Annotated in this window: 24 protein-coding genes; 10 read left to right on the top strand and 14 right to left on the bottom strand. The window is 74.6% G+C overall.

Annotated features, from left to right (window positions below; translation table 11 throughout):
* Positions 1–53: 53 nt before the first annotated feature.
* The 3 genes from BLS70_RS06410 to BLS70_RS06400 form a co-directional block, all read right to left on the bottom strand.
* A complete protein-coding gene (locus tag BLS70_RS06410; RefSeq protein ID WP_091764771.1) occupies positions 54–1,739 on the bottom strand; it encodes a DNA repair helicase XPB in 1,686 nt (561 codons plus the stop codon).
* A gap of 108 nt (positions 1,740–1,847) precedes the next feature.
* A complete protein-coding gene (locus BLS70_RS06405; RefSeq protein WP_091764770.1) occupies positions 1,848–3,134 on the bottom strand; it encodes a class I SAM-dependent methyltransferase in 1,287 nt (428 codons plus the stop codon).
* A 128-nt stretch (positions 3,135–3,262) separates the two neighbouring features.
* Complete coding sequence (locus BLS70_RS06400) at positions 3,263–5,521, bottom strand: helicase C-terminal domain-containing protein (protein WP_091764769.1); 2,259 nt, start codon at positions 5,519–5,521, stop codon at positions 3,263–3,265.
* 73 nt (positions 5,522–5,594) lie between these two features.
* Between BLS70_RS06400 and BLS70_RS06395 the strand changes: the two genes are divergently transcribed.
* Positions 5,595–5,816, top strand: coding sequence for a hypothetical protein (locus tag BLS70_RS06395; protein ID WP_091764897.1), 222 nt, complete (start codon positions 5,595–5,597; stop codon positions 5,814–5,816).
* 16 nt (positions 5,817–5,832) lie between these two features.
* Here BLS70_RS06395 and BLS70_RS06390 read toward each other — a convergent pair whose 3' ends face one another.
* The gene (locus BLS70_RS06390; RefSeq protein WP_091764768.1) at positions 5,833–6,153 is read right to left on the bottom strand and encodes a hypothetical protein; all 321 of its coding nucleotides are present in this window, start codon (positions 6,151–6,153) and stop codon (positions 5,833–5,835) included.
* Between the two features lie 49 nt (positions 6,154–6,202).
* Complete coding sequence (locus BLS70_RS06385; RefSeq protein ID WP_091764767.1) at positions 6,203–6,970, bottom strand: endonuclease/exonuclease/phosphatase family protein; 768 nt, start codon at positions 6,968–6,970, stop codon at positions 6,203–6,205.
* A 70-nt stretch (positions 6,971–7,040) separates the two neighbouring features.
* On the opposite strand from BLS70_RS06385, the gene BLS70_RS06380 reads away from it, so the two are divergent.
* Positions 7,041–7,625 (top strand): hypothetical protein, encoded by a 585-nt coding sequence (locus BLS70_RS06380; RefSeq protein ID WP_255362270.1) that lies wholly within the window; start codon positions 7,041–7,043, stop codon positions 7,623–7,625.
* A 40-nt stretch (positions 7,626–7,665) separates the two neighbouring features.
* Positions 7,666–8,061 (top strand): cold-shock protein, encoded by a 396-nt coding sequence (locus tag BLS70_RS21700; protein WP_091764766.1) that lies wholly within the window; start codon positions 7,666–7,668, stop codon positions 8,059–8,061.
* Here the strand turns inward: BLS70_RS21700 and BLS70_RS06370 are convergent, their stop codons facing one another.
* Entirely contained in the window at positions 8,062–8,508 is a 447-nt protein-coding gene (locus BLS70_RS06370; protein WP_255362269.1) for a DUF2771 family protein, read from the bottom strand.
* On the bottom strand, positions 8,499–9,953 hold the full coding sequence (locus BLS70_RS06365; RefSeq protein WP_255362268.1) for an MFS transporter: 1,455 nt from the start codon (positions 9,951–9,953) through the stop codon (positions 8,499–8,501). Before BLS70_RS06365 ends, BLS70_RS06370 begins: the two co-directional genes overlap by 10 nt.
* Positions 9,954–10,039: 86 nt before the next feature.
* Between BLS70_RS06365 and BLS70_RS06360 the strand changes: the two genes are divergently transcribed.
* Complete coding sequence (locus BLS70_RS06360; protein WP_091764764.1) at positions 10,040–10,876, top strand: DUF3027 domain-containing protein; 837 nt, start codon at positions 10,040–10,042, stop codon at positions 10,874–10,876.
* Here BLS70_RS06360 and BLS70_RS06355 read toward each other — a convergent pair.
* Complete coding sequence (locus BLS70_RS06355; RefSeq protein ID WP_091764763.1) at positions 10,873–11,094, bottom strand: DUF2530 domain-containing protein; 222 nt, start codon at positions 11,092–11,094, stop codon at positions 10,873–10,875. The two genes, BLS70_RS06360 and BLS70_RS06355, sit on opposite strands and share 4 nt — an antisense overlap.
* 113 nt (positions 11,095–11,207) lie before the next feature.
* On the opposite strand from BLS70_RS06355, the gene BLS70_RS06350 reads away from it, so the two are divergent.
* Genes BLS70_RS06350 through thpR form a run of 5 tightly spaced genes read left to right on the top strand, consistent with a single transcriptional unit; the run spans position 11,208 to position 15,603 of the window.
* Complete coding sequence (locus BLS70_RS06350; protein WP_091764762.1) at positions 11,208–12,743, top strand: NCS2 family permease; 1,536 nt, start codon at positions 11,208–11,210, stop codon at positions 12,741–12,743.
* A gap of 58 nt (positions 12,744–12,801) precedes the next feature.
* On the top strand, positions 12,802–13,236 hold the full coding sequence (locus BLS70_RS06345) for a MarR family winged helix-turn-helix transcriptional regulator (RefSeq protein WP_091764761.1): 435 nt from the start codon (positions 12,802–12,804) through the stop codon (positions 13,234–13,236).
* Positions 13,233–14,606 (top strand): MFS transporter, encoded by a 1,374-nt coding sequence (locus tag BLS70_RS06340; RefSeq protein WP_255362266.1) that lies wholly within the window; start codon positions 13,233–13,235, stop codon positions 14,604–14,606. Before BLS70_RS06345 ends, BLS70_RS06340 begins: the two co-directional genes overlap by 4 nt.
* A 47-nt stretch (positions 14,607–14,653) precedes the next feature.
* Positions 14,654–15,040 (top strand): hypothetical protein, encoded by a 387-nt coding sequence (locus tag BLS70_RS21220; protein WP_255362278.1) that lies wholly within the window; start codon positions 14,654–14,656, stop codon positions 15,038–15,040.
* Positions 15,037–15,603 (top strand): RNA 2',3'-cyclic phosphodiesterase, encoded by a 567-nt coding sequence (gene thpR, locus BLS70_RS06335; RefSeq protein WP_255362277.1) that lies wholly within the window; start codon positions 15,037–15,039, stop codon positions 15,601–15,603. The genes BLS70_RS21220 and thpR overlap by 4 nt, the downstream gene beginning before the upstream one ends.
* Here thpR and BLS70_RS06330 read toward each other — a convergent pair.
* Positions 15,570–16,538, bottom strand: coding sequence for an aldo/keto reductase (locus tag BLS70_RS06330; RefSeq protein WP_091764759.1), 969 nt, complete (start codon positions 16,536–16,538; stop codon positions 15,570–15,572). The genes thpR and BLS70_RS06330 overlap by 34 nt on opposite strands.
* Before the next feature lie 27 nt (positions 16,539–16,565).
* On the opposite strand from BLS70_RS06330, the gene BLS70_RS06325 reads away from it, so the two are divergent.
* Positions 16,566–17,402, top strand: a complete 837-nt coding sequence (locus BLS70_RS06325) for a thioesterase family protein (RefSeq protein ID WP_091764758.1) — start codon at positions 16,566–16,568, stop codon at positions 17,400–17,402.
* 6 nt (positions 17,403–17,408) lie between these two features.
* On the opposite strand, the gene BLS70_RS06320 is transcribed toward BLS70_RS06325, so the two are convergent.
* The 5 genes from BLS70_RS06320 to BLS70_RS06300 form a co-directional block, all read right to left on the bottom strand.
* Positions 17,409–17,960, bottom strand: coding sequence for a TetR/AcrR family transcriptional regulator (locus BLS70_RS06320; protein ID WP_091764757.1), 552 nt, complete (start codon positions 17,958–17,960; stop codon positions 17,409–17,411).
* Between the two features lie 71 nt (positions 17,961–18,031).
* Positions 18,032–18,790 carry an ABC transporter permease gene (locus BLS70_RS06315; RefSeq protein ID WP_091764756.1) on the bottom strand — a complete coding sequence of 253 codons (759 nt, stop codon included), beginning with the start codon at positions 18,788–18,790 and terminating at the stop codon, positions 18,032–18,034.
* On the bottom strand, positions 18,787–19,506 hold the full coding sequence (locus BLS70_RS06310) for an ABC transporter ATP-binding protein (protein ID WP_091764755.1): 720 nt from the start codon (positions 19,504–19,506) through the stop codon (positions 18,787–18,789). The genes BLS70_RS06315 and BLS70_RS06310 overlap by 4 nt, the downstream gene beginning before the upstream one ends.
* 60 nt (positions 19,507–19,566) lie before the next feature.
* Complete coding sequence (locus BLS70_RS06305; RefSeq protein WP_091764754.1) at positions 19,567–20,904, bottom strand: sensor domain-containing diguanylate cyclase; 1,338 nt, start codon at positions 20,902–20,904, stop codon at positions 19,567–19,569.
* A gap of 84 nt (positions 20,905–20,988) precedes the next feature.
* The gene (locus BLS70_RS06300; protein WP_091764893.1) at positions 20,989–21,942 is read right to left on the bottom strand and encodes an NAD(P)/FAD-dependent oxidoreductase; all 954 of its coding nucleotides are present in this window, start codon (positions 21,940–21,942) and stop codon (positions 20,989–20,991) included.
* Positions 21,943–21,984: the final 42 nt, after the last annotated feature.

Below are 21,984 nucleotides of genomic sequence, written 5' to 3'. Positions count from 1 at the left end.
ACCTATTGGCCGCGTCGGTGGTTGTGCGAAGGTAGGGGCGACAGTCGTGCGTGTCAGTCGGCCGACTCGTCCACCCAGTCCGGGCCGTTGACCTCGCCCGGTCCGGCCAGATCGGCGGCGTCGACGATCGTGTACGCGTAGCCCTGCTCGGCGAGGAAGCGCTGTCGGTGCGCGGCGTACTCGCTGTCCAGGGTGTCCCGGCTGACGACGCTGTAGAAGTGCGCCTGCCGCCCGTCGGCCTTCGGCCGCAGCAGCCGGCCCAGCCGCTGCGCCTCCTCCTGGCGCGAGCCGAACGTCCCCGACACCTGGACGGCGACGGCCGCCTCGGGCAGGTCGATGGAGAAGTTCGCGACCTTGGAGACGACCAGCGTGCGGATCTCACCGGTGCGGAACGCCTGGAACAGTCGCTCCCGCTCCTTGTTCGTCGTCGACCCCTGGATCACCGGTGCGTCGAGCGCGGCCCCGAGCTCCTCGAGCTGGTCGAGGTAGGCGCCGATCACCAGCGACGGCTCGTCGGGATGCCGCTCCAGCACCCGCCGGATCACCGGCAGCTTCGACTGCGCGGTCGCCGCGATCCGGTACCGCTCCTCGGGCTCGGCGACGGCGTAGGTCATCCGCTCCTCGTCGTCGAGCGAGACCCGCACCTCGATGCACTCCGCCGGGGCGATGTAGCCCTGCGCCTCGATGTCGCGCCACGGGGCGTCGTACCGCTTGGGCCCGATGAGGGAGAAGACGTCGTCCTCGCGCCCGTCCTCGCGCACCAGCGTCGCGGTCAGCCCCAGCCGCCGGCGGGACTGCAGGTCGGCCGTCAGCCGGAAGATCGGCGCGGGCAGCAGGTGCACCTCGTCGTAGACGATCAGGCCCCAGTCCTGCGCGTCGAAGAGGTCCAGGTGGATGTACTCGCCCTTCCGGCGGGTGGTGATCACCTGGTACGTCGCGATGGTGACCGGACGGATCTCCTTGCGCTCGCCCGAGTACTCGCCGATCTCCTCCTCGGTCAGCGAGGTGCGGGCGATCAGCTCCCGCTTCCACTGCCGCCCCGCGACCGTGTTGGTCACCAGGATCAGCGTGGTGGCCTTCGCCTCGGCCATGGCGGCCGCGCCGACCAGCGTCTTGCCCGCCCCGCAGGGGAGGACGACGACGCCCGAACCGCCGGCCCAGAACCCGTCGACGGCCTCCTGCTGGTAGTCGCGCAGGTGCCAGTCGGCCTGGTCGAGCTCGATCGGGTGCGCGGTGCCGTCGACGTAGCCCGCCAGGTCCTCGGCCGGCCAGCCGATCTTCAGCAGCGCCTGCTTGAGCCGCCCGCGCTCGGCGGCGTGCACGATCACCGAGTCCTCGTCGATGCGGGCGCCCAGCATGGGGGCGACCTTCTTCGAGCGGATGACCTCCTCGAGCACCGCCCGGTCCGACGAGGTGAGCACCAGGCCGTGCACCGGGTTGTTCGCCAGCGTCAGCCGGCCGAAGCGGTCCATCGTGTCGGCGACGTCGACCAGCAGCGCGTGCGGCACCGGGTAGCGCGAGAAGCGGACCAGCGCGTCGACGACCTGCTCGGCGTCGTGCCCGGCGGCGCGCGCGTTCCACAGCGCCAGCGGGGTGACCCGGTAGGTGTGCACGTGCTCGGGCGAGCGCTCCAGCTCGGCGAACGGCGCGATCGCGGCCCGGCACTCCTTGGACTGCGGGTGGTCGACCTCGAGCAGCAGCGTCTTGTCGGACTGGACGATCAGGGGGCCGTCAGACACGCGTCAGCGTCCTTCGTTCGGGGGCTTCGGCGCGGACGTGCGCGCCGGACTGCCAAAGGTAACGCCGCGGGACGACGGGCCCTTCCGGACGAGGGTGTGCCGGGGGCCTCACACCCACGCGTCCCGGCGCAGCGGCGGCTGCTCGCCACCGGGACGCCGGAGCAGCACCTGGTTGACACCCATCTCGCCGGACTCGAACGCCAGCGCGCACGCGGCCATGTACAGCCGCCACACCCGCGCGCGCCCCGGGCTCGACGCGGCCACGGCGGCGTCCCACTCGGCCTCGAGCCGGCGCACCCAGGCGCGCAGGGTCAGCGCGTAGTGCTGCCGGAGCGCCTCCACGTCGAGCACCTCGAGCGCGCCGCCGTCCTCGAGCAGGCCCACGGTCTCGCCGAGCCCCAGCAGTTCCCCGTCGGGGAAGACGTACCGCGCGATGAACGTGTCGGGGTTCCACGTCGTCGTCCCCGCGTTCCAGGCGATCGCGTGGTTGAGCAGCCGCCCACCGGGCCGCAGCAGGTCGTGCAGCCGCCGGGCGTACGGCGGCATCTCGGCGCGCCCGACGTGCTCGGACATCCCGATCGAGCTGATCGCGTCGAAGGGGCCGTCGTCGATCTCGCGATAGTCCTGCACCCGGATCTCGATCCGGTCGGTCAGTCCGACCTCGGCCACCCGCTTCCGGGCCAGCTGCGCCTGCTCCTCCGACAGCGTGATGCCGACGACGGTGGCGCCGTACCGCTGCGCGGCGTGGATGGCCAGGCTGCCCCAACCGCACCCCACGTCGAGCAGCCGGTCGCCGTCGGTCAGCCCCAGCTTCCGGCAGACCAGGTCGAGCTTCGCCTCCTGCGCCGCGTCCAGCCCCGTGTCCGGGGACGCCCACACCGCGCAGGAGTAGACCATCGACGGGCCGAGCACGAGCTCGTAGAAGTCGTTGCCGACGTCGTAGTGGTGGGAGATGGCGGCGGCGTCGCGGCGGCGCGAGTGCCGCCGGCCCGAGCGGCCCAGGTCGGCCTCCTCCGCCGGGGGCTCCGGCTCGGGGCCGATCGCGCCCAGGCGCAGCGCCGTGCCCACCAGGCCCAGTCGATCGCGCGCCGTGGGCGGCACCATCCGCCCCTTCTCGGCGAGCCGGCCCACCGAGCGCAGCGCGGCGAAGGTGTCGAAGACGTCGTCCTCGATGTCGATCTCGCCGGCGACGTAGGCCCGCCCCAGGCCCAGCTGCCCGGGCGACCACACCAGCCGCCGCAGCGCGCGTCGCGACCGCACCGCGAGCACGGGTGCACCCGGGGGTCCGGCCACCGAGCCGTCCCAGCCGCGCAGGCGCAGGGGGAGCTCCGTCGTGCCGAGCACCGCGCTCAGGGCCGCCGCGAGCCGGTCGGCCACCGTCCGTCGTCCTGCCATGTCTGCTCCTCGTCACCGGTCGGAAACCTCCGCGTCATGTGCGAAGTTGCCGAAACCAACTGTCGGCGCAACATCGAGATGAGCAGGGATTCTTCCGGGATCCGTGAGAAGAGTGAAGCGGTTTCCGGTCAGCCGGGGAGGGCGTCGTCGTCCTCGACGAGGGCCACCGTGGTGATCCGGTGGACCGCGAACGTGCGGCTCTCGCCCCGTCGCTCGTCGAAGCCCTGCAGGAAGCCCCCGACCAGCGAGACCGGCTGCACGACCCGCTGGCTGCCGCTGCCCTGCGCGTCCACGTAGCCGAGCCACACCGGCGTCCCCTCGCGCACGGCGCGCGAGAGCAGCTCCAACGTCGACGCCGTCGTCACCCCCGGGACCTGGCGCACGGCCTCGCCGCGGCGGGCCGCCACCGCGGCGTCCCCGGCCCGGATCTCCCGCACGGTGGCCGCGACCTCGTCCGGCGTCAGCGGTCGCGGCGCGGACGGGCCCTCGGTGCCGCTGGGCCGCCGTCCGGCGGCGCGCGGCCGGCCCGGTGGCCGGGTGAGGACGGCGCCGCCCGGGTTCTCCCCGGCGGGGGCGTACCCCGCGTCGCGCAGGACGGTCAGCACCTCGTCGGCCGCCAGCCCGCTCACCAGCACTCCCGGCGCCAGGCGGCGCAGCTCGGCCGACGCGGTCCGCCGGTCGCTGAGCACCTGGGCGAGCAGCCCGTGGTCGTCCGAGCGCACGTAGCTCTCGATCGCCCCGACCCGCAGCCGGCCGTGCTGCCGGGCGACGTCGTCGACCAGGTAGTCCAGGGCCTGCGGCACCGGCGTGCGCGAGGCGCGGGTGAAGAAGTCGTGCAGGTCCGAGGCCGACCAGCCCACGTCCAGGGCCCGGCGGACGCTCGACTCCGAGACCCGGAAGACCGTCGCCCCGCCGGAGGACTCGACGTCGGCGACGACGGCGAGCGTGTCGGCCAGCTCGGCCACCAGCGGGCCGGGCGCGATCAGCGAGAGGTCCGGCTGGGCGAGCACGTGGTCGACCGGCTCGGGCAGCAGGCCGCGCATGCCGGTCGCCGCGCCGTCCTCGCCGCCGGCCAGCAGGCCGCGCCCGCCCGAGGACAGGACACCGCTGACCAGGACGCCCAGCCGTGCGGCCTCGGCCAGCATGCCGGGCACCGGCGCGAGGCGGTCGGCGCGCCGGGGTGTGCGCCACCGCAGCAGCGCCACCAGGTCGTCGGGGGCGAGCCCCGACCCGGCCGGGTAGGCCGCCAGGGCGGTCAGCGCCGAGCGCCGGATCGCCGGAGCGGTGTGCCGCACGAGGTCGGGGGAGAGCGCGTTGGCCGCCTTGCCGGCCACGTCGCGCTGCCCGACCAGGGCCGGCAGCCGGATGCCGCCGAGCCAGCCCGCGGCCAGCACCGCCCACCGGTCGGCGAGGTCCTGCTCCCGCCATCCGTCGTAGGCCCGGGTGGGCAGCCACTCGTCGCGGTGCGGCCCGCCGACGTCCAGCAGCCCGGCGGCGAAGGCCAGCTCCAGCAGCCAGGCCGCCTCGGGCTCGGGGACGTGCAGCTCGCGGGCCAGCCGCTTCTGGTCGCGCACCGCCACCCCGCCGCTGCGGAGCAGCCCGGCCGGCTCGTCCTCCAGCAGGGCCAGCAGCTCGCCGATCCGGCCGACCGACTCCAGCGCGGCGCCGGCGGCCTGCCGGTCCACCGCCTTCGGCTCGCGCGTGAGGAGCTCGGGCTCCGGGCGCACCCGCGGCGGGCCGTAGGGGCGGGCGCCCCGCAGGTGCAGCCCGATCTCGCGGGGCAGCTCGACGTTCAGCGCGTCGATGCGGGCCAGCAGACCGCGCTGCAGCAGCCGGCGGGCCGGCGACTCGGCGCCGGCCGCGCTCTCCGGCAGGTGGCCGACCGGGCGATCGCCGGCCAGCCGCTCGAGCACCGAGCGCTCCTCGGCCGACAGCGCCGCCACCGCCGCGGGCAGGTCGGCGGGCAGCTGCACCCGCAGGTCGACCGCCCGGCGGCCCAGCCCCGCGGGGTGCCGCACCGCCCGGCGCACGGGGTCCGGGGCGCGCAGGACGTCGTCGCCCCACAGCAGCGCGCGGTCGGTCAGCGTCGTCAGTGCCCGGGCCAGCACGTCCTCGGGCACCTCGGGCAGTGCCGCGACGACGTCCTCGGGTGCCACGCCGTCGGTCGGGGCGAGCAGCACCACGTCAAGCACCTGGAGGGTTCCGGCGTCGAGCTCGTCCAGCGCGCGGTCCACCGACACGGGCACCGCCAGCCGGGAGGCGAGCGCCACGACGTCCGAGGGCGCCGGGCGCGCGACGTCGGGACGTGCGGCCAGCAGGGCACCGAGCTGGGCGTCGTCGCGGGTGCGCAGCCAGGCGGCGAGCGTCGGCGGAGGGGCGGTGGGCATCCGGTCCACGTTACGACGGGCCCAGGGAGCGGCGCCGTGCGGTGCGGGCGGGGCATCGGGGAAGATGGGTGCCATGTCCAAGCGCAGCTCGAAGAACGCCCACCTGGTCGAGCCCACCTGGGGCGAGTCCGAGGACGGCGGCCCGCCGCTGACCGAGCTCTCCGCGTCCGTGGCCGGCGGCCTCTCCCCGTTCGGTCAGGACCACAACTTCCCCATGCCGGTCGAGCTCGTCCGCTACGCGCACCCCACGGACAAGCCCAACCGGGCCGGCGTGCAGCTCCCCGAGAACCGCTGACCGGGCGGCGCCCGCCTCAGGCCTTCGCGCTGGAGGTGGGCGCCAGCCGGACGATCAGCTTCGAGACCAGGTTGCCGGCCACGACCCAGATCAGGGCGGCCAGCGCGTCGTTGATCGTCTCGCCGATCTTGGCGTCGTCGGGCTGGAACAGGTCCTTGGTGAACCAGCCGAAGCTGTCCCGGATGCTCGCGGTGAACTCCACCAGCGGGTTGGTCGGGTTCGCCTCGAAGAACACGAACACCGCGTGGGCGATGATCAGCGCGCCGATCACCGATGCCACCACGCGGACGACGGTGGCGAGCAGGGTGAAGATGCGCGTCGAACCGGTGCGTGCCATGGCGACATGATCTACCGGGGGCCACCGCGGCGCGACCCGTGTCCGCAGGTCAGCCGATCGCGCACGGCACCACGAGCGCGCGGTGGTCCGACAGCGGCATCTGCACCGCCTCCGCCGGGCCCGTGGCCCGCACCGGTCCCCGCACGAGCACGTGGTCCAGCTGCCGGGCGGGCCGGTCCGCCGGGAACGTGAGCGCCGAGGCGATCGGGGTGAGGCCGCTGGAGCGCGCCGCCTGCCGCCGCTGCATGTTGAGGTCCCCCATGAGCAGCAGCGGCTCACGGGTGCCCTCCAGCGAGCGCACCAGCCGGCGCAGCTGCGCGCTGTTCCACCCCGGGATGAACGACAGGTGGGTGTTGCAGACGGTGAAGTGGCCCGACGGGCCGTCGAGGACGGCGGCCACCGCCACCCGGGGCTCGTCCTGGGCCAGGAACGGGCGGTGGGTCTGCGGCGACCACAGGGGCACGCTGGCCCGCAGCGCAGGGAGCCGGACGACCCGCCACGAGATCACCGGGTAGCGCGACAGCAGCGCGATCCCGTAGCTCGCCGAGCCCGGCTGCTCCTCGCCGGTGGCCGCCATCCAGGTGCCGCCCGGGGTGCCCGAGAGGGCCGCGACGAACTGGGAGTCCACCGCACCCATCGCCTCGGCCGCGACGGCGGTCAGGTCCGCGTGCAGGGACCGGGGCTGGTCGCGGTCGACCTCCTGCAGGCCCAGCACGTCGGCGTCCAGCGCCTTCACCGCCCCGGCCAGCCGGTCGACGTCGACCCGCCCGTCGTCGAGGGAGCGGCCGTGCAGGATGTTGAAGCTCGCGATGCGCACGGGAGTGCAGTGCCCCGGCCCCGATGCGATCTACCGTGCGTATCCCGCCGGGAGCGGGTAGCAGCAGCCCGTGCCGAGCCTCGCCATCGACGACCTCCGCGACAACGTCCGCGACCTCCTCAAGCGCACCGCGGTCGCGCTGAAGGAGGGCGGCGTGCCGTTCGCTCTGTGCGGGGGTTACGCCGCGTGGGTGCGCGGCGCCCCCGAGCCGGACCACGACGCAGACTTCCTCGTGCCCGCCGCGGAGGCCGAGCGCGCCGCGAAGGTGCTCGCCGACGCCGGCCTCCAGGTGGCCGACCCGGCCGAGGACTGGCTGCTCAAGGTGGTGCGCGACGACGTCTTCGTCGACGTGCTCTGGCGCACCTGCGGGCACCCCGTCGAGGAAGACCTCATCGACCGCGCCGACGTGCTGCCGGTGCTCTCGGTGCACATGCCGGTGCTGGCGGCCACCGACATCCTCACCACCAAGCTCATGGCGCTCGACGAGCACTACTGCGACTTCGCCCGGATGCTGCCGGTCGCCCGGGCCCTCCGCGAGCAGGTGGACTGGCCGTTGGTGGAGCAGCAGGTCGCAGGCAACGACTTCGCGGTGGTGTTCCTGCAGCTGCTCGGCCGCCTCGGCGTCGTCCCGGAGTTCGCCCCGGCACTAACCTGAAGCCGAGCTTGTCCTGCCAGCGAGGAACCGAGGATCTGACGTGCCCACCGGGAAAGTGAAGTGGTTCAACCCTGAGAAGGGTTTCGGCTTCCTCGCGCGCGAGGACGGGCCGGACGTCTTCGTGCACAAGGACGCCCTCCCCGCCGGCACGGCCGAGCTCAAGCCCGGCCAGCGCGTGGAGTTCGGCATCGTCGCGGGGAAGCGGGGTGACCAGGCGCTGCAGGTGCGCGTCCTGGACCCGCTGCCGTCGGTGGCCGCCACCGTCGCCGCGAAGAGCCGGAAGAAGCCCGACGAGCTGGTCCCGATCATCGAGGACCTGATCAAGCTGCTCGACGACGTGGGCGAGGGGCTGCGCCACGGCCGGCACCCCGACCGCGCGGAGTCCCGCAAGATCGGCTCCGTGCTGCGCGCCGTCGCGACCGACCTGGAGAGCTGATCAGCCGCCGGCCCGGATGAAGCCGACCGGCCAGGCCCGGGACCAGACGCCGCAGTCGCCGCCCTTGTCCTCCACCACGAGCAGGTAGAAGGCCGGGGGGACGACGTCGGAGCTGTTGATGCCGGCGAACCGCTCCTCGCCCTCGGGGACGTCGACGGTGCCGAGCTTCTCCTCGAGCCGCTCGTCGAAGACCTGCACGCCCCAGCCGCGCTCGGCCACCGACTCCGGCACCGTGAGGGTGATGTCGGAGTCGGGGGACACCTCGATGATCGGCGGGGTGGTCTCGTAGCGGACCTCCTCGCCGTCGTCGCACCCCTGCACGGCCTGGGCGGTGACGTCCTGGGCGCCGACCTGCACCCGCACCTCGCCCGGGCCGTCGTCCCCGCTGGCGCAGCCGCCGAGCAGGACCACCAGCACGCCGGCCGCCGTCGTCCGTCTCAGGTCCACTGCGGTCCCACCGGGGTCGTCGGGGCGTCCGGCGAGACCGGTGCGGGGGAGGGGCGGCCGGCGACCAGACTCCAGACCACCAGGCCGACGGCGAGCACCAGCAGCGACGCGGCGACGGTGAACCCGATCCAGCCTGTGGTCGGCAGCGCGATCGCCAGCGCGCCACCGGCGACCCAGGCCAGCTGCAGCACGGTCTCGGAGCGGGCGAAGGCCGACGCGCGCAGCTCCTCGGGCACCTCGCGCTGGATGATCGCGTCCAGCGCCACCTTGCCCAGGGCGTTGGTGATCCCGGCGACCCCGGCGACGAGCACGGCCATCCCGAAGCCGTAGAAGACCGCCGCCAGCACGGTGACCGCCGTCGCGGTGCCCGCCGCGATCAGCACGACGCGGTCCGGTGCGGCCGCGCCCAGCCGCGACCCGGCGGCGGTGCCGACGAAGCTGCCCGCACCGGCGGCCAGGGCGACGCCGCCGAGGGCCAGCGTCGCCGACCACCCGTCGGCGAACTCGGCCTGGACGAGGAAAGCCAGGAAGATGGTGAGGAAGCCGGTGAGCCCGCGCAGGGCCGCGGTCGCCCGGAGGGCCAGGACGACGTGCGGGCTCACCCGGCGGCGGCGCCGCCCGGCCACCGGGATCTCCGCGGTGCTCAGCACGTCCGCGGGCTGCTCCCCGGTGGGGACGTCGACGTGGCGGGGGAGCCGGGCGGCCAGCACCCCGGAGACGGCGAAGACGGCGGCGGTCAGCCACAGCTCGGGCGGGAAGCCCAGCGCCCACGCCACCCCGGCACCAATCGCGCCGGCCACGCCCGAGGTCGCCAGCCCGAAGACCGACAGCCGCGCATTGGCCGAGGTCAGGGACAGGGCCGGCGGCAGGACGCGGGGGACGACGGCGGCGCGCAGCACGTTGTGCGCCTTGGACAACACCAGGACGCCGAGGGCCGCCGGGTACAGCAGCAGGTCGTCGAAGTGCGCCGCCATGAACAGGGCGAGCACCGCGCGGCCGAACGAGCTGGCCGCCAGCGCCCACCGCCGGCCGCGCTGCAGCCGGTCCAGCAGCGGGCCGATGACCGGGGCGAGCACCGCGAACGGCGCCATCGTGACCAGCAGGTAGAGGGCCACGTTGCCGCGCTGGGCGTCGGTCGTGGCGGCGAAGAACAGGGTGCCGGCCAGCGAGACGGCGATGAGCGCGTCCCCGGCCATGTGCAGGGCGTTGACCCACAGCAGCCGGCTCAGACCGCTGGCGTCGGCGCCGTCGGCCTGGCTGGCGGCCTGCACGCGGCGCGCTGCGGCGCGGGAGAGCTCGCGGCTGCGCGAGAGCGCCACGCGGGTGACGGTGACGCGGGTCGATCCGGAGTCCGCTGCGGGCATCGGCGTCGTCTGCGGTCGCTGCAGGGGCGTGGTGTCCGCGCGGTCCGGCGGCGGTGGCACCGGACGACGGGAGGCAGGCACTGCTCCATGGTGCCGCACCGACCTGGCAGGACGGCCCGTCGCCTCGCGGAGGGTCCGGGTCCCGCGGGCCCACGTCCTCTGGGACGATGGGCGACGTGTCCGATCCCGTTGCGTCCTCCCGGTCCGCCTCCTCCCTCCCCGTCTCCCTGACGGAGGCGGCGGCGGTCGAGCAGGCGCGCGCCGCGGCGGCGGAGACGGCCGGCGATCCCGCCGTCGTGGGGGAGCACCTCGGGATCGAGCCGGAGATCGCCGTCCCGGCCACCGGCGAGGTGCCGGCCGAGGTGCTCGGCGCCACCGCGACGCACACCTTCGCCAGCCGGCTGCCCGGTTACGTCGGGTGGCACTGGGCGGTCACGGTCGCCGCGGTGCCCGGCGAGGACGAGATCACCGTCGACGAGGTCGTGCTGCTGCCCGGCGAGCAGGCGCTGCTGGCGCCGGCCTGGGTGCCGTGGCACGAGCGGCTGCGTCCCGGCGACCTCTCCGTCGGCGACGTGCTGCCCTCCACCGAGGACGACCCGCGGCTGGTGCCGGCCTACACCGCCGACGACGACTCCGCCGACGACCCCGAGGGCCGGATCGTCGCCTTCGAGCTCGGCCTGGGCCGGGAGCGGGTCATGTCCGCCGAGGGTCGCGGCGAGGCGGTCACCCGCTGGGCCGACGGCGACTTCGGTCCCGGCTCCGCGATGGCCCGCTCCGCTCCCGGTCCGTGCGCCACGTGCGGTTTCTGGCTGCCGCTGGCCGGGTCGCTGCGCCAGCGCGTCGGCGCGTGCGGCAACGGCTACGCCCCCGCCGACGGGCGGGTCGTCACGGCCGACTACGGCTGCGGGGCGCACAGCCAGGCGACGCTGGTCGTGGTCGAGCCGACCGAGGTCGTCCACACCGCGCGCTACGACACCGGCACCTACGACGTCCTGACCGACTAGTCCTTGCGGCCGAGCTGGCCCTGCCAGCGCATGATGCCGAGGCCGAGGACGGCGAGGCCGATGGCGGCGAGGCAGGTCCAGGTCCACATCCGGTCCACCCGGTCGCCCAGCAGCAGGACGACGACGAGGGCCACCGCCCACAACCCGATGCCGGCGATGACCACCCGGGCGGTGTCCACCTGCAGCGGGGGCGGGGCCTGCTTCGTCGGCGTCGGCACGCCTCGACTCTAGAGCGCGGACGCCGTCCGACCCGTGGCGACCGCGAGAGTCGAACGATCTTGTGGCACTCTGTCGCCGCTCGACCGCCGCCGCACGCCCCGGGAGTACAGCCATGGCCGACCTGCCCCGCTCGACCGCGGGCGACACGCCCGCCGACGTCGCCGCCGACGCACCCGCCGGGTCGCGCCGCAGCGACGGCCCGCGGGCGAAGCCGAAGAACGGCCTGGACCGCTACTTCGAGATCACCGCCCGGCGCTCGACGGTCACCCGCGAGGTCCGGGGCGGGCTCACCACCTTCTTCACGATGGCCTACATCGTGGTGCTCAACCCGATCATCCTGACCAGCATCGTGGGCCCCGACGGCGTCCAGGGTGCCGACGTCGAAGGAACCGTCCTCTCCTTCGAGTCGATCGCCGCCGTCACGGCCCTCCTCGCCGGTGCCCTCACGATCCTCATGGGCGTCGTCGGCCGGTACCCGTTCGCGCTCGCGACGGGGCTGGGCATCAACGCCATCGTCGCGGTCTTCGCGGCCACCCAGCTGTCGTGGCCGGAGATCATGGGCCTGATCGTGCTCGAGGGCCTGCTGATCACGGTTCTCGTGCTCACCGGTTTCCGCCGTGCGGTGTTCGAGGCGATCCCCGCCCAGCTGAAGACGGCGATCGCCGTCGGCATCGGCTTCTTCCTCACCATCATCGGCCTGGCCGACGCCGGGATCGTCCGGGCGGGGCAGGGCACGCCGATCAGCTTCGGCGACCAGGGTCAGCTGGCCGGCTGGCCGATGCTCGTCTTCGTCGTCGGCCTGCTGCTCAGCGCCGTGCTCGTCGTCCGCAAGGTCAAGGGCGCGCTGCTCATCGGGATCGTGGCGACGACGGTGCTCGCCATCGTCATCGAGGCGATCGCCGACGTGGGACCGCGCTTCAGCGAGGCCGGCGAGAACGCGCGCGGCTGGTGGCTGCAGGCGCCCGTGCTGCCCGACGACGTCGTCAGCAGCCCGGACTTCTCCCTCCTGGGCAACTTCTCGCTGTTCGGAGGCTTCGAGCGCATCGGCATCGTCGCCGCGCTGCTCATCGTCTTCTCGATCATGATCGCCGACTTCTTCGACACCGTCGGCACCGTCACCGCCGTGGGCGCCGAGGGCGACATGCTCGACGAGAAGCGCAACCTGCCGAAGTCGCAGCCGGTGCTGCTGGTCGACTCGATCGCCGCCGCGGCCGGTGGCGCGGGCAGCGTCTCGTCGAACACCACCTACATCGAGAGCACCGCAGGTGTCGCCGACGGCGCCCGCACGGGCCTGGCCAGCATCGTCACGGGCCTGCTGTTCCTCGTGGCGGTCTTCTTCACGCCGCTGGTCGGCGTGGTCCCGGCAGAGGCCGCCGCGCCGGCGCTGGTGATCGTCGGTGCTCTCATGATCACCCAGATCCGGTACCTCACCTGGGACGACATGTCGCTGGTCATCCCGGCGTTCCTCACCATCGCCCTGATGCCCTTCACCTACTCGATCACCAACGGCATCGGCGCCGGTGTCATCGCGTACGTGCTGCTCCGCGCGGTCGTCGGGCGCATCCGGGACGTCCACCCGCTGATGTGGATCATCGCGGCGATGTTCGTCGTCTACTTCGCGCTCGAACCCATCCAGCAGATCGTCTGATCTGCGGGGCCCTCGTGCGTGGACGGGGCCGGGGTTGTTAGTGAGGTAGGCTAACTATGTGACCCGGACCACGCTGGACACCGCGGCGCTGGCGCACGACCTGCGTCTGGCGGTCATGCGGTTCTCGCGCCGGCTGCGCAACCAGCGGGTCGACACGTCGGTCACGCTCACGCACCTGTCGGCCCTGTCGACCCTCAAGCGGCACGGTCCGATGAGCCCGGGGGAGCTGGCGGCGCACGAGCGGGTCCAGCCGCCGTCGATGACGCGCGTCGTGGTCGCGCTGGAGGGGATGGGGCTGCTCTCCCGCACGCCGCACCCCACCGACGGGCGGCAGGTGGTGCTCGGGCTGACCGGTCCGGCCGAGGAGCTGCTCGCGGCCGAGGGTCGGGCCCGGGAGGCATGGCTGTCCGGCCGGCTGCAGGAGCTCAGCCCCGAGAAGCGGGCGGTGCTCCGCGACGCGGCGGCGATCATGGACGAGCTGGCGGGCGGGTGAGCGCTGCGGAGCGCACCGCGGACGGGGGCATGTTCCGCGCCCTGCGGGTGCGCAACTACCGCCGGTACGCCTCGGCCAACCTGGTCAGCCAGACCGGTACCTGGATGCAGCGGATCGGCCAGGACTGGCTGGTCCTGCAGCTCACCGACGACAGCGGCATGGCTCTCGGGTTGGTCACCGCCCTGCAGTTCGCCCCCACCGTGCTGCTGAGCCCCTACGGCGGGGTGCTCGCCGACCGCTACCCCAAGCGGAGATTGCTGCAGATCTCCCAGGCCGCCATGGGCCTGCTCGCGCTGACCCTCGCCGTCCTGGTGGTCACCGACGCCGTCGCCCTGTGGCACGTGTTCGTGCTCGCCAGCGGCCTGGGCGCGGCCGCGGCCATCGACGCGCCGGTCCGGCAGGCGTTCGTCTCGGAGATGGTCGGCCCCGAGCTGCTCACCAACGCCGTCAGCCTCAACTCGACGATCTTCAACGGCGCCCGGCTCGTCGGCCCTTCGGTGGCCGGGCTGCTCATCGGCGCGGCCTCGGGCAACACCGCGCCGGCCTTCTTCATCAACGCGGCCAGCTTCGGCTTCACGATCCTGGCGCTGGCCTCCATGCGCGCCGAGGAGCTGCGGCCCAGCACCCCGGTCGCCCGGGGCAAGGGGCAGCTGCGCGCAGGGGTGACCTACGCCTGGGCGCACCGGGACCTGGTGCTGGCGATGGGCCTGGCCTTCGTCGTGGGCACCTTCGGCTTCAACTACCAGATCACCATCGCACTCATGGCCCGCGCCGAGTTCGGCCTGGGCGCCGAGGCCTTCGGCCTCCTCGCCACGGTCTTCGCCGTCGGCTCCCTGAGCGGAGCCCTGCTCTCCACGCGCCGCAGCCGTCGGCCGAGACGCCGCTTCCTCATCGGCTCCGCCCTGGTCTTCGCCGTGCTGACCATCGTCACCGGGCTGATGCCGGGGTACGTCTCGTTCGGCGTGCTGCTGGTGCCCACCGGTGCTGCGGCGCTCGTGTTCAGCGTCGCCAACAACAGCTTCGTGCAGCTGGGCGTGGACCCGCAGATGCGCGGCCGGGTCATGGCGCTGTACTTCATGTGCTTCATGGGCGGGACGCCGGTCGGGGCGCCGCTCATCGGGGTCATCGCCGAGCACATGGGGCCGCGCTGGGGTCTCCTGCTCGGCGGGGGAGTGGTGCTGCTGGCCGCCGGGACCGCCGGCGCGCTCCTCGCCCGCGGCCGCGCGGTGCGGCTGGAGCGGCTGCCCCAGCGGCCGTGGGTCCGCCTGCACGTGGGCGATCGCGCCGTCCCCCCGCCGGCCGAGCGCGCCGCCGAGGAGGTCGTGGCCGCCCAGGCGCCGGGCGTGCAGTCCACGTCGTCGGGCGGCTGATCCGCGGGTACCGTCGGGCCGTCCCTCCGTCACGGTCCGGAGACGCCATGGCCGGTTCGCTGCTCCTGCTCGGGCTCCCGTTCGCCGCGCTCTGCGCCGTCGTGGTCGGGTTCGGTCCCGCCGAGCGATGGCTGGCCGAGCGCGCCGCCCGCCGCCGTGCACGCCACGCGCCCCCGCTGGACCGGCGGCCGCTGCAGGCCGTGGCCGCGGATGTCCGCCGGCTGCGCCGCCAGCTGGCGCTCGTCCCCGCGGGTGCGCCGATGGCGCGGCGCCGGGCGCTGCAGGCCGCCTACGACGACGTGCTGACCGAGGCGGCGCGGATGCTCGGCGTGCCGCACGCGCTGGCCACCGGGCCCCCCGGCAGGGCCCGCGACGTCGAGCGGCTCCGGTTGCTCGCGGCGCTGCAGGCGGCCGGGCTGGCGGTGGGGGACTGACCCCGGCCCGGCTGTTCTTCGCCGTCGACCCGCCCGAGGCCGCGCGCACGCACCTGCGGCTGGCGCTCGACCCGGTGCGCGCCCTGCCGGGCGCCCCGCGCTGGACCGAGCCGGAGCGCTGGCACCTCACGCTGCTCTTCCTCGGTGCCGTGCCCCGGGAGGTGCTGCCGGCCCTCGCTGCCGGTGCCGCGCCCGTGGTGGGCGCCGCGCCGCCGATGCGGCTGCGGCTCGCGGGTGCCGGGCGGTTCGGCTCGCTGCGCCGTCCGTCGGTTGCGTGGGCGGGGGTCGACGGCGACGTCGGCGCGCTGAGCGCGCTGGCCGGCGGGCTGGCCGGGCTGGCGCGCGGGCTGGACCTGCCGGTGGAGGACCGGCCCTTCCGGCCACACCTCACGCTGGGGCGCTGGCCGCCCCGCCGGGCGGCGGACGGAACCCTGACCGACCGGCTGGCGGGGTACCGCGGACCCGCCTGGCCGGTCGGCGAGGTGCTACTGCTGGAGAGCCGGCTCGGCGCGGCCCCCCTCTACGAGGTTCACCACGCGTATTCCATGGGCGCGGCCTTGTAGCCCGGGAAGATCTCGTCGAGCCGAGCCAGCTGGTCGTCGGTCAGCTGCAGGTGCAGCGCCGTCAGGGCGCCCTCGAACTGCTCCATGGTGCGCGGCCCGATGATCGGCGCGGTCACCGCCTTCTGGTGCAGCAGCCAGGCCACGCCGACGTCGGCGGGGGCGGCGCCGATCTCCCGGCAGAACTCCTCGTACCGCTCGAGCTGCGGGCGCAGCTTGGCGACCCGCTTCTGGGTGCGCTCGTCGGCCCGCCGTCCCTCCTCGGCCTTCTCCAGGACGCCGGCCAGCAGGCCACCGGCCAGCGGGCTCCACGGGATGATGCCGACGCCGTAGTGCTTCGCCGCCGGGAGCACCTCGAGTTCGACGTGCCGGGTGAGCAGGTTGTAGTGCGACTGCTCGCTGACCAGGCCCTGGAAGTTCCGGCGGGCCGCGGCCTCGTTGGCCGCGGCGATCTGCCAGGCGGCGTGGTTGGACGAGCCGACGTAGAGCACCTTGCCCTGGGCGACGAGCGTCTCGCAGGCCTGCCAGATCTCCTCCCACGGCGAGCGGAGGTCGACGTGGTGGAACTGGTAGAGGTCGATCCAGTCGGTCTGCAGCCGGCGCAGCGAGGCCTCGCAGGCGCGCACGATGTTGCGGGCCGAGAGGAAGGTGTCGTTGGGCCAGTCGCTCATGTTGCCGTAGACCTTGGTGGCCAGGACGGTCTTCTCCCGCCGCTCGGCACCCTGGGCGAACCAGCTGCCGACGACCTCCTCGGTGCGACCCTTGCCGGCCTCGCCGCCGTACACGTTGGCGGTGTCGAAGAAGTTGACGCCCTCGGCCAGGGCCCGGTCCATGATCTCGTGGGAGGCGGACTCCTCGGTCCGCGAGCCGAAGTTCATCGTGCCGAGGCACAGGCGGGAGACCGTCAGGCCGCTGCGGCCGAGGTGCTTGTAGTCCATGCACGCCACCCTGGCACTCTGTGATCCGTGCCGCAGACTGACGACGCCCAGCCGACCTACGACTTCGACACCGCCACCGCGGTGCGACGTGGCGAGGGGGGTGCGCTGCTCGCCGACCTGGACCAGACCTGGCAGGTGGGCGGCGGCATCCTGAACGGCGGCTACCTGCTGTCCGTGGCCGCGCGGGCCGCCGTCTCCGAGAGCCCGCACCCGCACCCGGTCGCGGTGGCCGCCAGCTACGTGCGGCCCACGCCGGCGGGGGAGGCCACGCTCGAGGTCACCCCCGGGGCGGCCGGGCGCACGCTCGCGCACTCCGTGGTCACCCTGGCCAGCTCCGGCGCCGGCCCCTCGATCGTCGTGCAGGCCACCACGGCCACCCTCGGCGACGAGACCCCCGACTACGACGCCTCGCGGATGCCCGACATGCCCCCGCCGGACGAGTGCGTCGACCTCTCCGCCCGGCTCAACCCCGACCCGAGCAAGCGGCCGGGCCTGAGCCGGCACGTCGACAGCCGGCTCGACCCCGCCACCGCCGGGTGGACGGTCGGCGAGCCGTCGGACGAGCCGGTGCTGCGGGCGTGGATCCGCTTCGTCGACGGCCGCCCGGCCGACCCGCTGGGCCTCCTCACCTTCTCCGACGTGCTCCCGCCGCTCGGCTTCGCGATCGGCCAGCGCGGCTGGGCCCCCACCGTGCAGCTGCAGGTGCTCGTGCGCGCGATGCCGGCACCGGGCTGGTGCCTCGCGGAGGCGCGCGCGACCCAGATCGCCGGCGGCTGGATCGACGAGGACTGCACCATCTGGGACTCCGAGGGTCGCCTCGTCGTCCAGGCCCGGCAGCTCGCCCGGCTCTCCCGCGGGCGCTGATCCGGGTCAGTCCGGCAGGTCGACGTCGCCGGTGAGGTAGCGCTGCACGGTCGGGCCGATCGTCGCCACCAGCCAGTCCGGGCCGGCCGACGCGAGCGGCTCGACCCGCAGCACGTACCGGCCCATCACCAGCCCGACGAGCTGGGAGGCGACGAGTGCGCCCCGCACCTCTGCCTCGTGCGGAGGGAGGCCCAGCGTGCCGACGACCCGGCGCAGCACCTGGGTGACCAGGAACTCGCGCAGGAGCTTGGCCCCCCATTCGTTGCCGACCGCCGAGCGGACCAGGGCCAGGGCGGCGGGCTGCATCGGCCCGTCCCAGACCGTGAGCAGCAGACGGACGACGCTCTCGCCGAGCCGGTCGCGCCCGCCGGCCAGTACCGCGGGCAGGAGGTCGGCGGGGTCGGCGGGGGCCTCGATCGCGGCCAGGAACAACTGGTCCTTGCTGCCGAAGTAGTGGTGCACCAGCGCGGGATCCACCCCGGCGGCGGTGGCGATGCCCCGGATGGTCGCGCCGTCGAAGCCCCGTTCGGCGAACGCGGCGCGGGCGGCCGCGAGCACCGCCTCCCGCGTCCCGGAGTTGCCGGGGCGCCGTCCCGGCCGCCGGGTGCCACCGTTGTCGGGCTGACTGCTCAGCTGGTCCTCCTCCGCAGGGTGCCGGCGGCCAGGGCGAGGGCGAGCGCGGCCGCCCCGGCCACGACGGCGATGTCGGCCCACATCGTGCCGGTGGGCTCCGTCGAGCGTCCCACCTCCTGCAGGGCGTCCACCGCGTAGGTCAACGGCAGGACGTCGCTGACCGCCTGGAGCCAGCCGGCCATCTGCTCGCGCGGGACGAGCAGGCCGCAGAGGAAGAACTGGGGCAGCACGATCACCGGCATGAACTGGACGGCCTGGAACTCGCTGCTGGCGAAGGCGCTGGCCAGCAGCCCGAGGGCCACCCCCAGGATGGCGTCGACCACCGCGATGAGCACCACCAGGGCGAGTGAGCCGGCCACCTCCAGGTCGTAGACGGTCGTGGCCACCCCGACCGTGACCAGAGCCTGCACGGCGGCGGCCAGGCCGAAGGCGCAGCCGTACCCGAACAGCAGCGCCGGCCGCGACAGGGGAGTGGTGAGCAGCCGCTCGAGCGTGCCCGAGGTGCGCTCCCGCAGCATGGCGATGCTGGTCACCAGGAACATGACCACGAACGGGAAGATCCCGAGCATCGTCAGCCCGATCCGGTCGAACGTGCTGGTCTGCCCGGGCGGCGTGGGCAGGTCCTTCCAGAGCAGGTACAGCAGCCCCAGCAGCAGGCTGGGGACCAGCACCATCATGGCGATCGTGCGGGGGTCGTGCCGCAGCTGGCGCAGCACCCGTCCCGCGGTGGCGGCGGTCATGCCCGGGCTGGTCATGCCGCTGCTCCTTCCGAGGCGCGGACCAGGGTGAGGAAGGCCTGCTCGAGGTCCTCGCTCCGGCCGTCGGCGCGCAGCCGGCTGGGCGTGGTGTCGGCCAGCAGGGCGCCGTCGCGGAGCAGCAGCAGCCGGTCGCAGCGGGCGGCCTCGTCCATGACGTGGCTGGACACGAGCAGGGTGGCGCCGGCCGCGGCCAGCGCGGCGAAGCGTTCCCACAGCTCCACGCGGAGCACCGGGTCGAGTCCGACGGTCGGTTCGTCCAGCACCAGCAGCTCCGGTTCACCGACGAGGGCGCAGGCCAGCGAGGCCCGGCCGCGCTGGCCGCCGGACAGGTTCCCGACCAGTTGGTGCGCCGCGTCGGCGAGCCCGACGTCGGCGACGGCGGCGTCCGCAGCCGGGGCGCCGCGGCCGTACAGGGCGGCGAAGTAGCGGGCGTTCTCCCGGACGGTCAGGTCGGCGTAGACGCTGGGCGCCTGGGTCACGTATCCGACGCGGGTCCGCAGCCCCGGTGAGCCGGCCGGTTCGCCCAGCACCGTCACCTTCCCGGAGCGCACCCGCTGCACGCCGACGACGGCGCGCATCAGCGTGCTCTTGCCGCTCCCGCTGGGTCCGAGGAGACCGGTCACCCGGCCCGGCGGAGCGCTGAAATCCAGGTGCTGCAGCACGCGACGGCGGCCGCGCTCGACGACCAGATCCCGGACGACGACGGCGTCCATGGTTTCTCCCTTATTTCAACGGCTGATGAACTCAACGCTAGATGAGTTCATCCGGCCGCGTCAACGGGGCGCCAGCAGCCGTCCGTGGTGGGCGTCGCCGGACGGGTCGTGGAGCTCGACCCCGGTCCGCCTGCGCTTGGCGGTGTACATGGCGGCGTCGGCCTGCCGGAGCAGCGAGTCGACGTCGTCCGGACCGGTACCGGAGACGGCGACGCCGATGCTGGCGTCCACGTGGAGGGTCCGGCCGTCGACCAGGAAGGGTTCGCGGAGGGCGGCCCGCGCCCGGGCGGCTGCAGCGCCTGCACCCTCGGTCGTCGCGTCCGGGAGCAGCAGGAGGAACTCGTCGCCGCCCAGCCGGGCGACCACGTCCACGTCGCGCACCTGGGTCCGCAGCCGCGGACCCACCTGGGCGAGCAGGCGGTCGCCGACGGCGTGCCCGAGGGTGTCGTTGACCTCCTTGAAGCCGTCGAGGTCGAGCAGCAGGACGGCGACCCGCTCGGAGTCGCGGCGGTCGGTGAGGAGCCGGGCGCCGCAGGCCAGGGCGGCGGCCCGGTTCGGCAGCCCGGTCAGCGCGTCGTGCGTGGCCTGGTGGGCGAGGCGTTCCTGCAGCTCGATGCGGTCGGTGACGTCCCGGGCGGTCAGCAGCAGGCCGCCGATGACCGGGTCGGCGCGGCGGTCCGACGTCGTCATCTCCAGGCGCCGCCAGCTGCCGTCGGCGTGCTGTGCGCGGACGACGAGCACGTCCGGCAGGTCCTGCGTGCCGCGGGTACCGGCGCGCAGTCCTGCGCCGACGCGGGCCAGGTCGTCGGGATGCACGACCTGTCGCGCGCCCTCGCCCAGGATTTCCGCCGGTGTCCGGCCGAGCAGCCCCTCGACGGAGTCCGAGACGAAGGAGAGCCGGGCGTCGGCGTCGACGACGAAGATGGTGTCGCTGGTCCCGTGCACGACCGAGCGGAACCGACGTTCCCGGTCGAGGGCGGCGAGCATGGCGTTGAAGGCGGCCGCGGTGCGGCCCAGGTCGTCCGGGGCGCCGGCCGGCAGGGCGAGGCCGGTGCCGGTGCCGGTGCCGGTGCCGCGGTCCGCGCCGGCCGTGGCCAACGGGGTGCCGACGGCGTCGGCGAGGTCGGTCAGCCGGGTCGCGAGCAGCTGGAGCCGCCGCCCGATCACGTGCCGGGTGAGCAGCCAGTTGGCGGCGCCCAGCGCGATGCCGGCCGCGAGGCAGGCCAGCCGGAACGTGGTCGCGCGCGAGTACTCGCTCGGCACGTCGAGCAGCTCGGCGAACCAGGGGAAGACGGCACCGATGGCGATGCCGAGAGTGGTCATCCCGACGGCCAGCCGGGTGAACACCCCCCAGCGGAGCAGCTCGCTGCTGGCGCCGGGGTCTGGACTGGGGGTCACGCCGGTCCATCGGCACCGGCGCCCGGCTGCTGGACGGCGGCTCCCTCGCACGGGGGGCCCAAGGGCACGGAGCCCGACCGACGGTCAGTGGGCCAGTGCGCGGCCGAGCGCGGTGCCCGACGACCAGGCGCTCTCCACCTTGGCCGGTGCGTGCCAGCCGTCCCCGCACAGACCGATGCCGTCGACCAGGCCGAACGGCTCCTCCCGCGGTGCGGTCGGCCGGGCGAAGGTCCAGCGCTGCACCTCGGTCCACGCGGGCTCCTCGTCGATGCCCAGGGCGGACCGCACCGCCGCCACCACGGCCGGCACCGCGGTGGCCGGGTCCTCGAGGTGCTCGGCGGCCAGGCCGGCCGTCGTGTGCGCGACCAGCACCGGAGCGGAGTCGCCGCGTCGGTCGCCGTCGTCGGCGATCCACTCCACCGCCGGGTCGTCGTGCACGAAGGCGCCGTGCAGGTCGGCCGGCCAGCGCCGCTCCGTCCAGCCGAGCACCACCGCCAGTACCGGCTGCCAGGTCTCCGCGGCGGCCAGGCCGCCCGCCGGGCCGGACGGGTCGAGCAGCCGCGCCGCCTGCGGTCCCGGCATGGCCGGGGCGACGGCCGGCACCGCTCGACCGTCCACGGCGGGCCCGGCGGTCACCTCCCGCACGGTGGTGCCCGGCCGCACGGTCAGGCTGGAGGCGAGATCGGCTGCCAGGCTGCGCGATCCGCCGGGGGTGCCGAAGCGCTGCGGCCCGGACTTCCGCTCGCGGAAGCCGTCCTGCCCGACCACCGCGAAGGTGTCCGTCCAGGGCCGCACCAGCCCGCGGTCGACCCAGTCGGCCACCACGTCCGCGAACGGGGACCCCTCGCCGGCGGTGAGGTAGGAGGCGCCGAGGTCCACCGGACGTCCCCGCACGGTGCGCGAGGACAGCCGCCCGCCCGGTGCGCGCCCGCGGTCCAGCACCTCGACGTCGCGCCCCGCCTCCCGGAGGGCGCGAGCGCAGGCCAGGCCGGCGATCCCGGCACCCACGACGGTCAGCGGTCCGCGCCCGAGATCCATGGCCCGATCCTGGGGGGTGCGGCTGGTCCGCGCCCGCCCGGC

This window comes from Blastococcus aurantiacus (genome assembly GCF_900102425.1).
Taxonomy (GTDB): domain Bacteria; phylum Actinomycetota; class Actinomycetes; order Mycobacteriales; family Geodermatophilaceae; genus Blastococcus; species Blastococcus aurantiacus.
Note: the sequence above shows the minus strand (reverse complement) of the source record. Positions and strands in the feature narration are given on the sequence as shown.

Coding starts and splice junctions, on each gene's coding strand:
- BLS70_RS06310 (WP_091764755.1), bottom strand. CDS start 19,506: ATGGACGCCGTCGTCGTCCGGGATCTGGTCGTCGAGCGCGGCCGCCGT.
- BLS70_RS06315 (WP_091764756.1), bottom strand. CDS start 18,790: ATGACCAGCCCGGGCATGACCGCCGCCACCGCGGGACGGGTGCTGCGC.
- BLS70_RS21220 (WP_255362278.1), top strand. CDS start 14,654: ATGGCCGGTTCGCTGCTCCTGCTCGGGCTCCCGTTCGCCGCGCTCTGC.
- BLS70_RS06395 (WP_091764897.1), top strand. CDS start 5,595: ATGTCCAAGCGCAGCTCGAAGAACGCCCACCTGGTCGAGCCCACCTGG.
- BLS70_RS06350 (WP_091764762.1), top strand. CDS start 11,208: ATGGCCGACCTGCCCCGCTCGACCGCGGGCGACACGCCCGCCGACGTC.
- BLS70_RS06360 (WP_091764764.1), top strand. CDS start 10,040: ATGGGCGACGTGTCCGATCCCGTTGCGTCCTCCCGGTCCGCCTCCTCC.
- BLS70_RS06390 (WP_091764768.1), bottom strand. CDS start 6,153: ATGGCACGCACCGGTTCGACGCGCATCTTCACCCTGCTCGCCACCGTC.
- BLS70_RS06300 (WP_091764893.1), bottom strand. CDS start 21,942: ATGGATCTCGGGCGCGGACCGCTGACCGTCGTGGGTGCCGGGATCGCC.
- BLS70_RS06400 (WP_091764769.1), bottom strand. CDS start 5,521: ATGCCCACCGCCCCTCCGCCGACGCTCGCCGCCTGGCTGCGCACCCGC.
- BLS70_RS06405 (WP_091764770.1), bottom strand. CDS start 3,134: ATGGCAGGACGACGGACGGTGGCCGACCGGCTCGCGGCGGCCCTGAGC.
- BLS70_RS06330 (WP_091764759.1), bottom strand. CDS start 16,538: ATGGACTACAAGCACCTCGGCCGCAGCGGCCTGACGGTCTCCCGCCTG.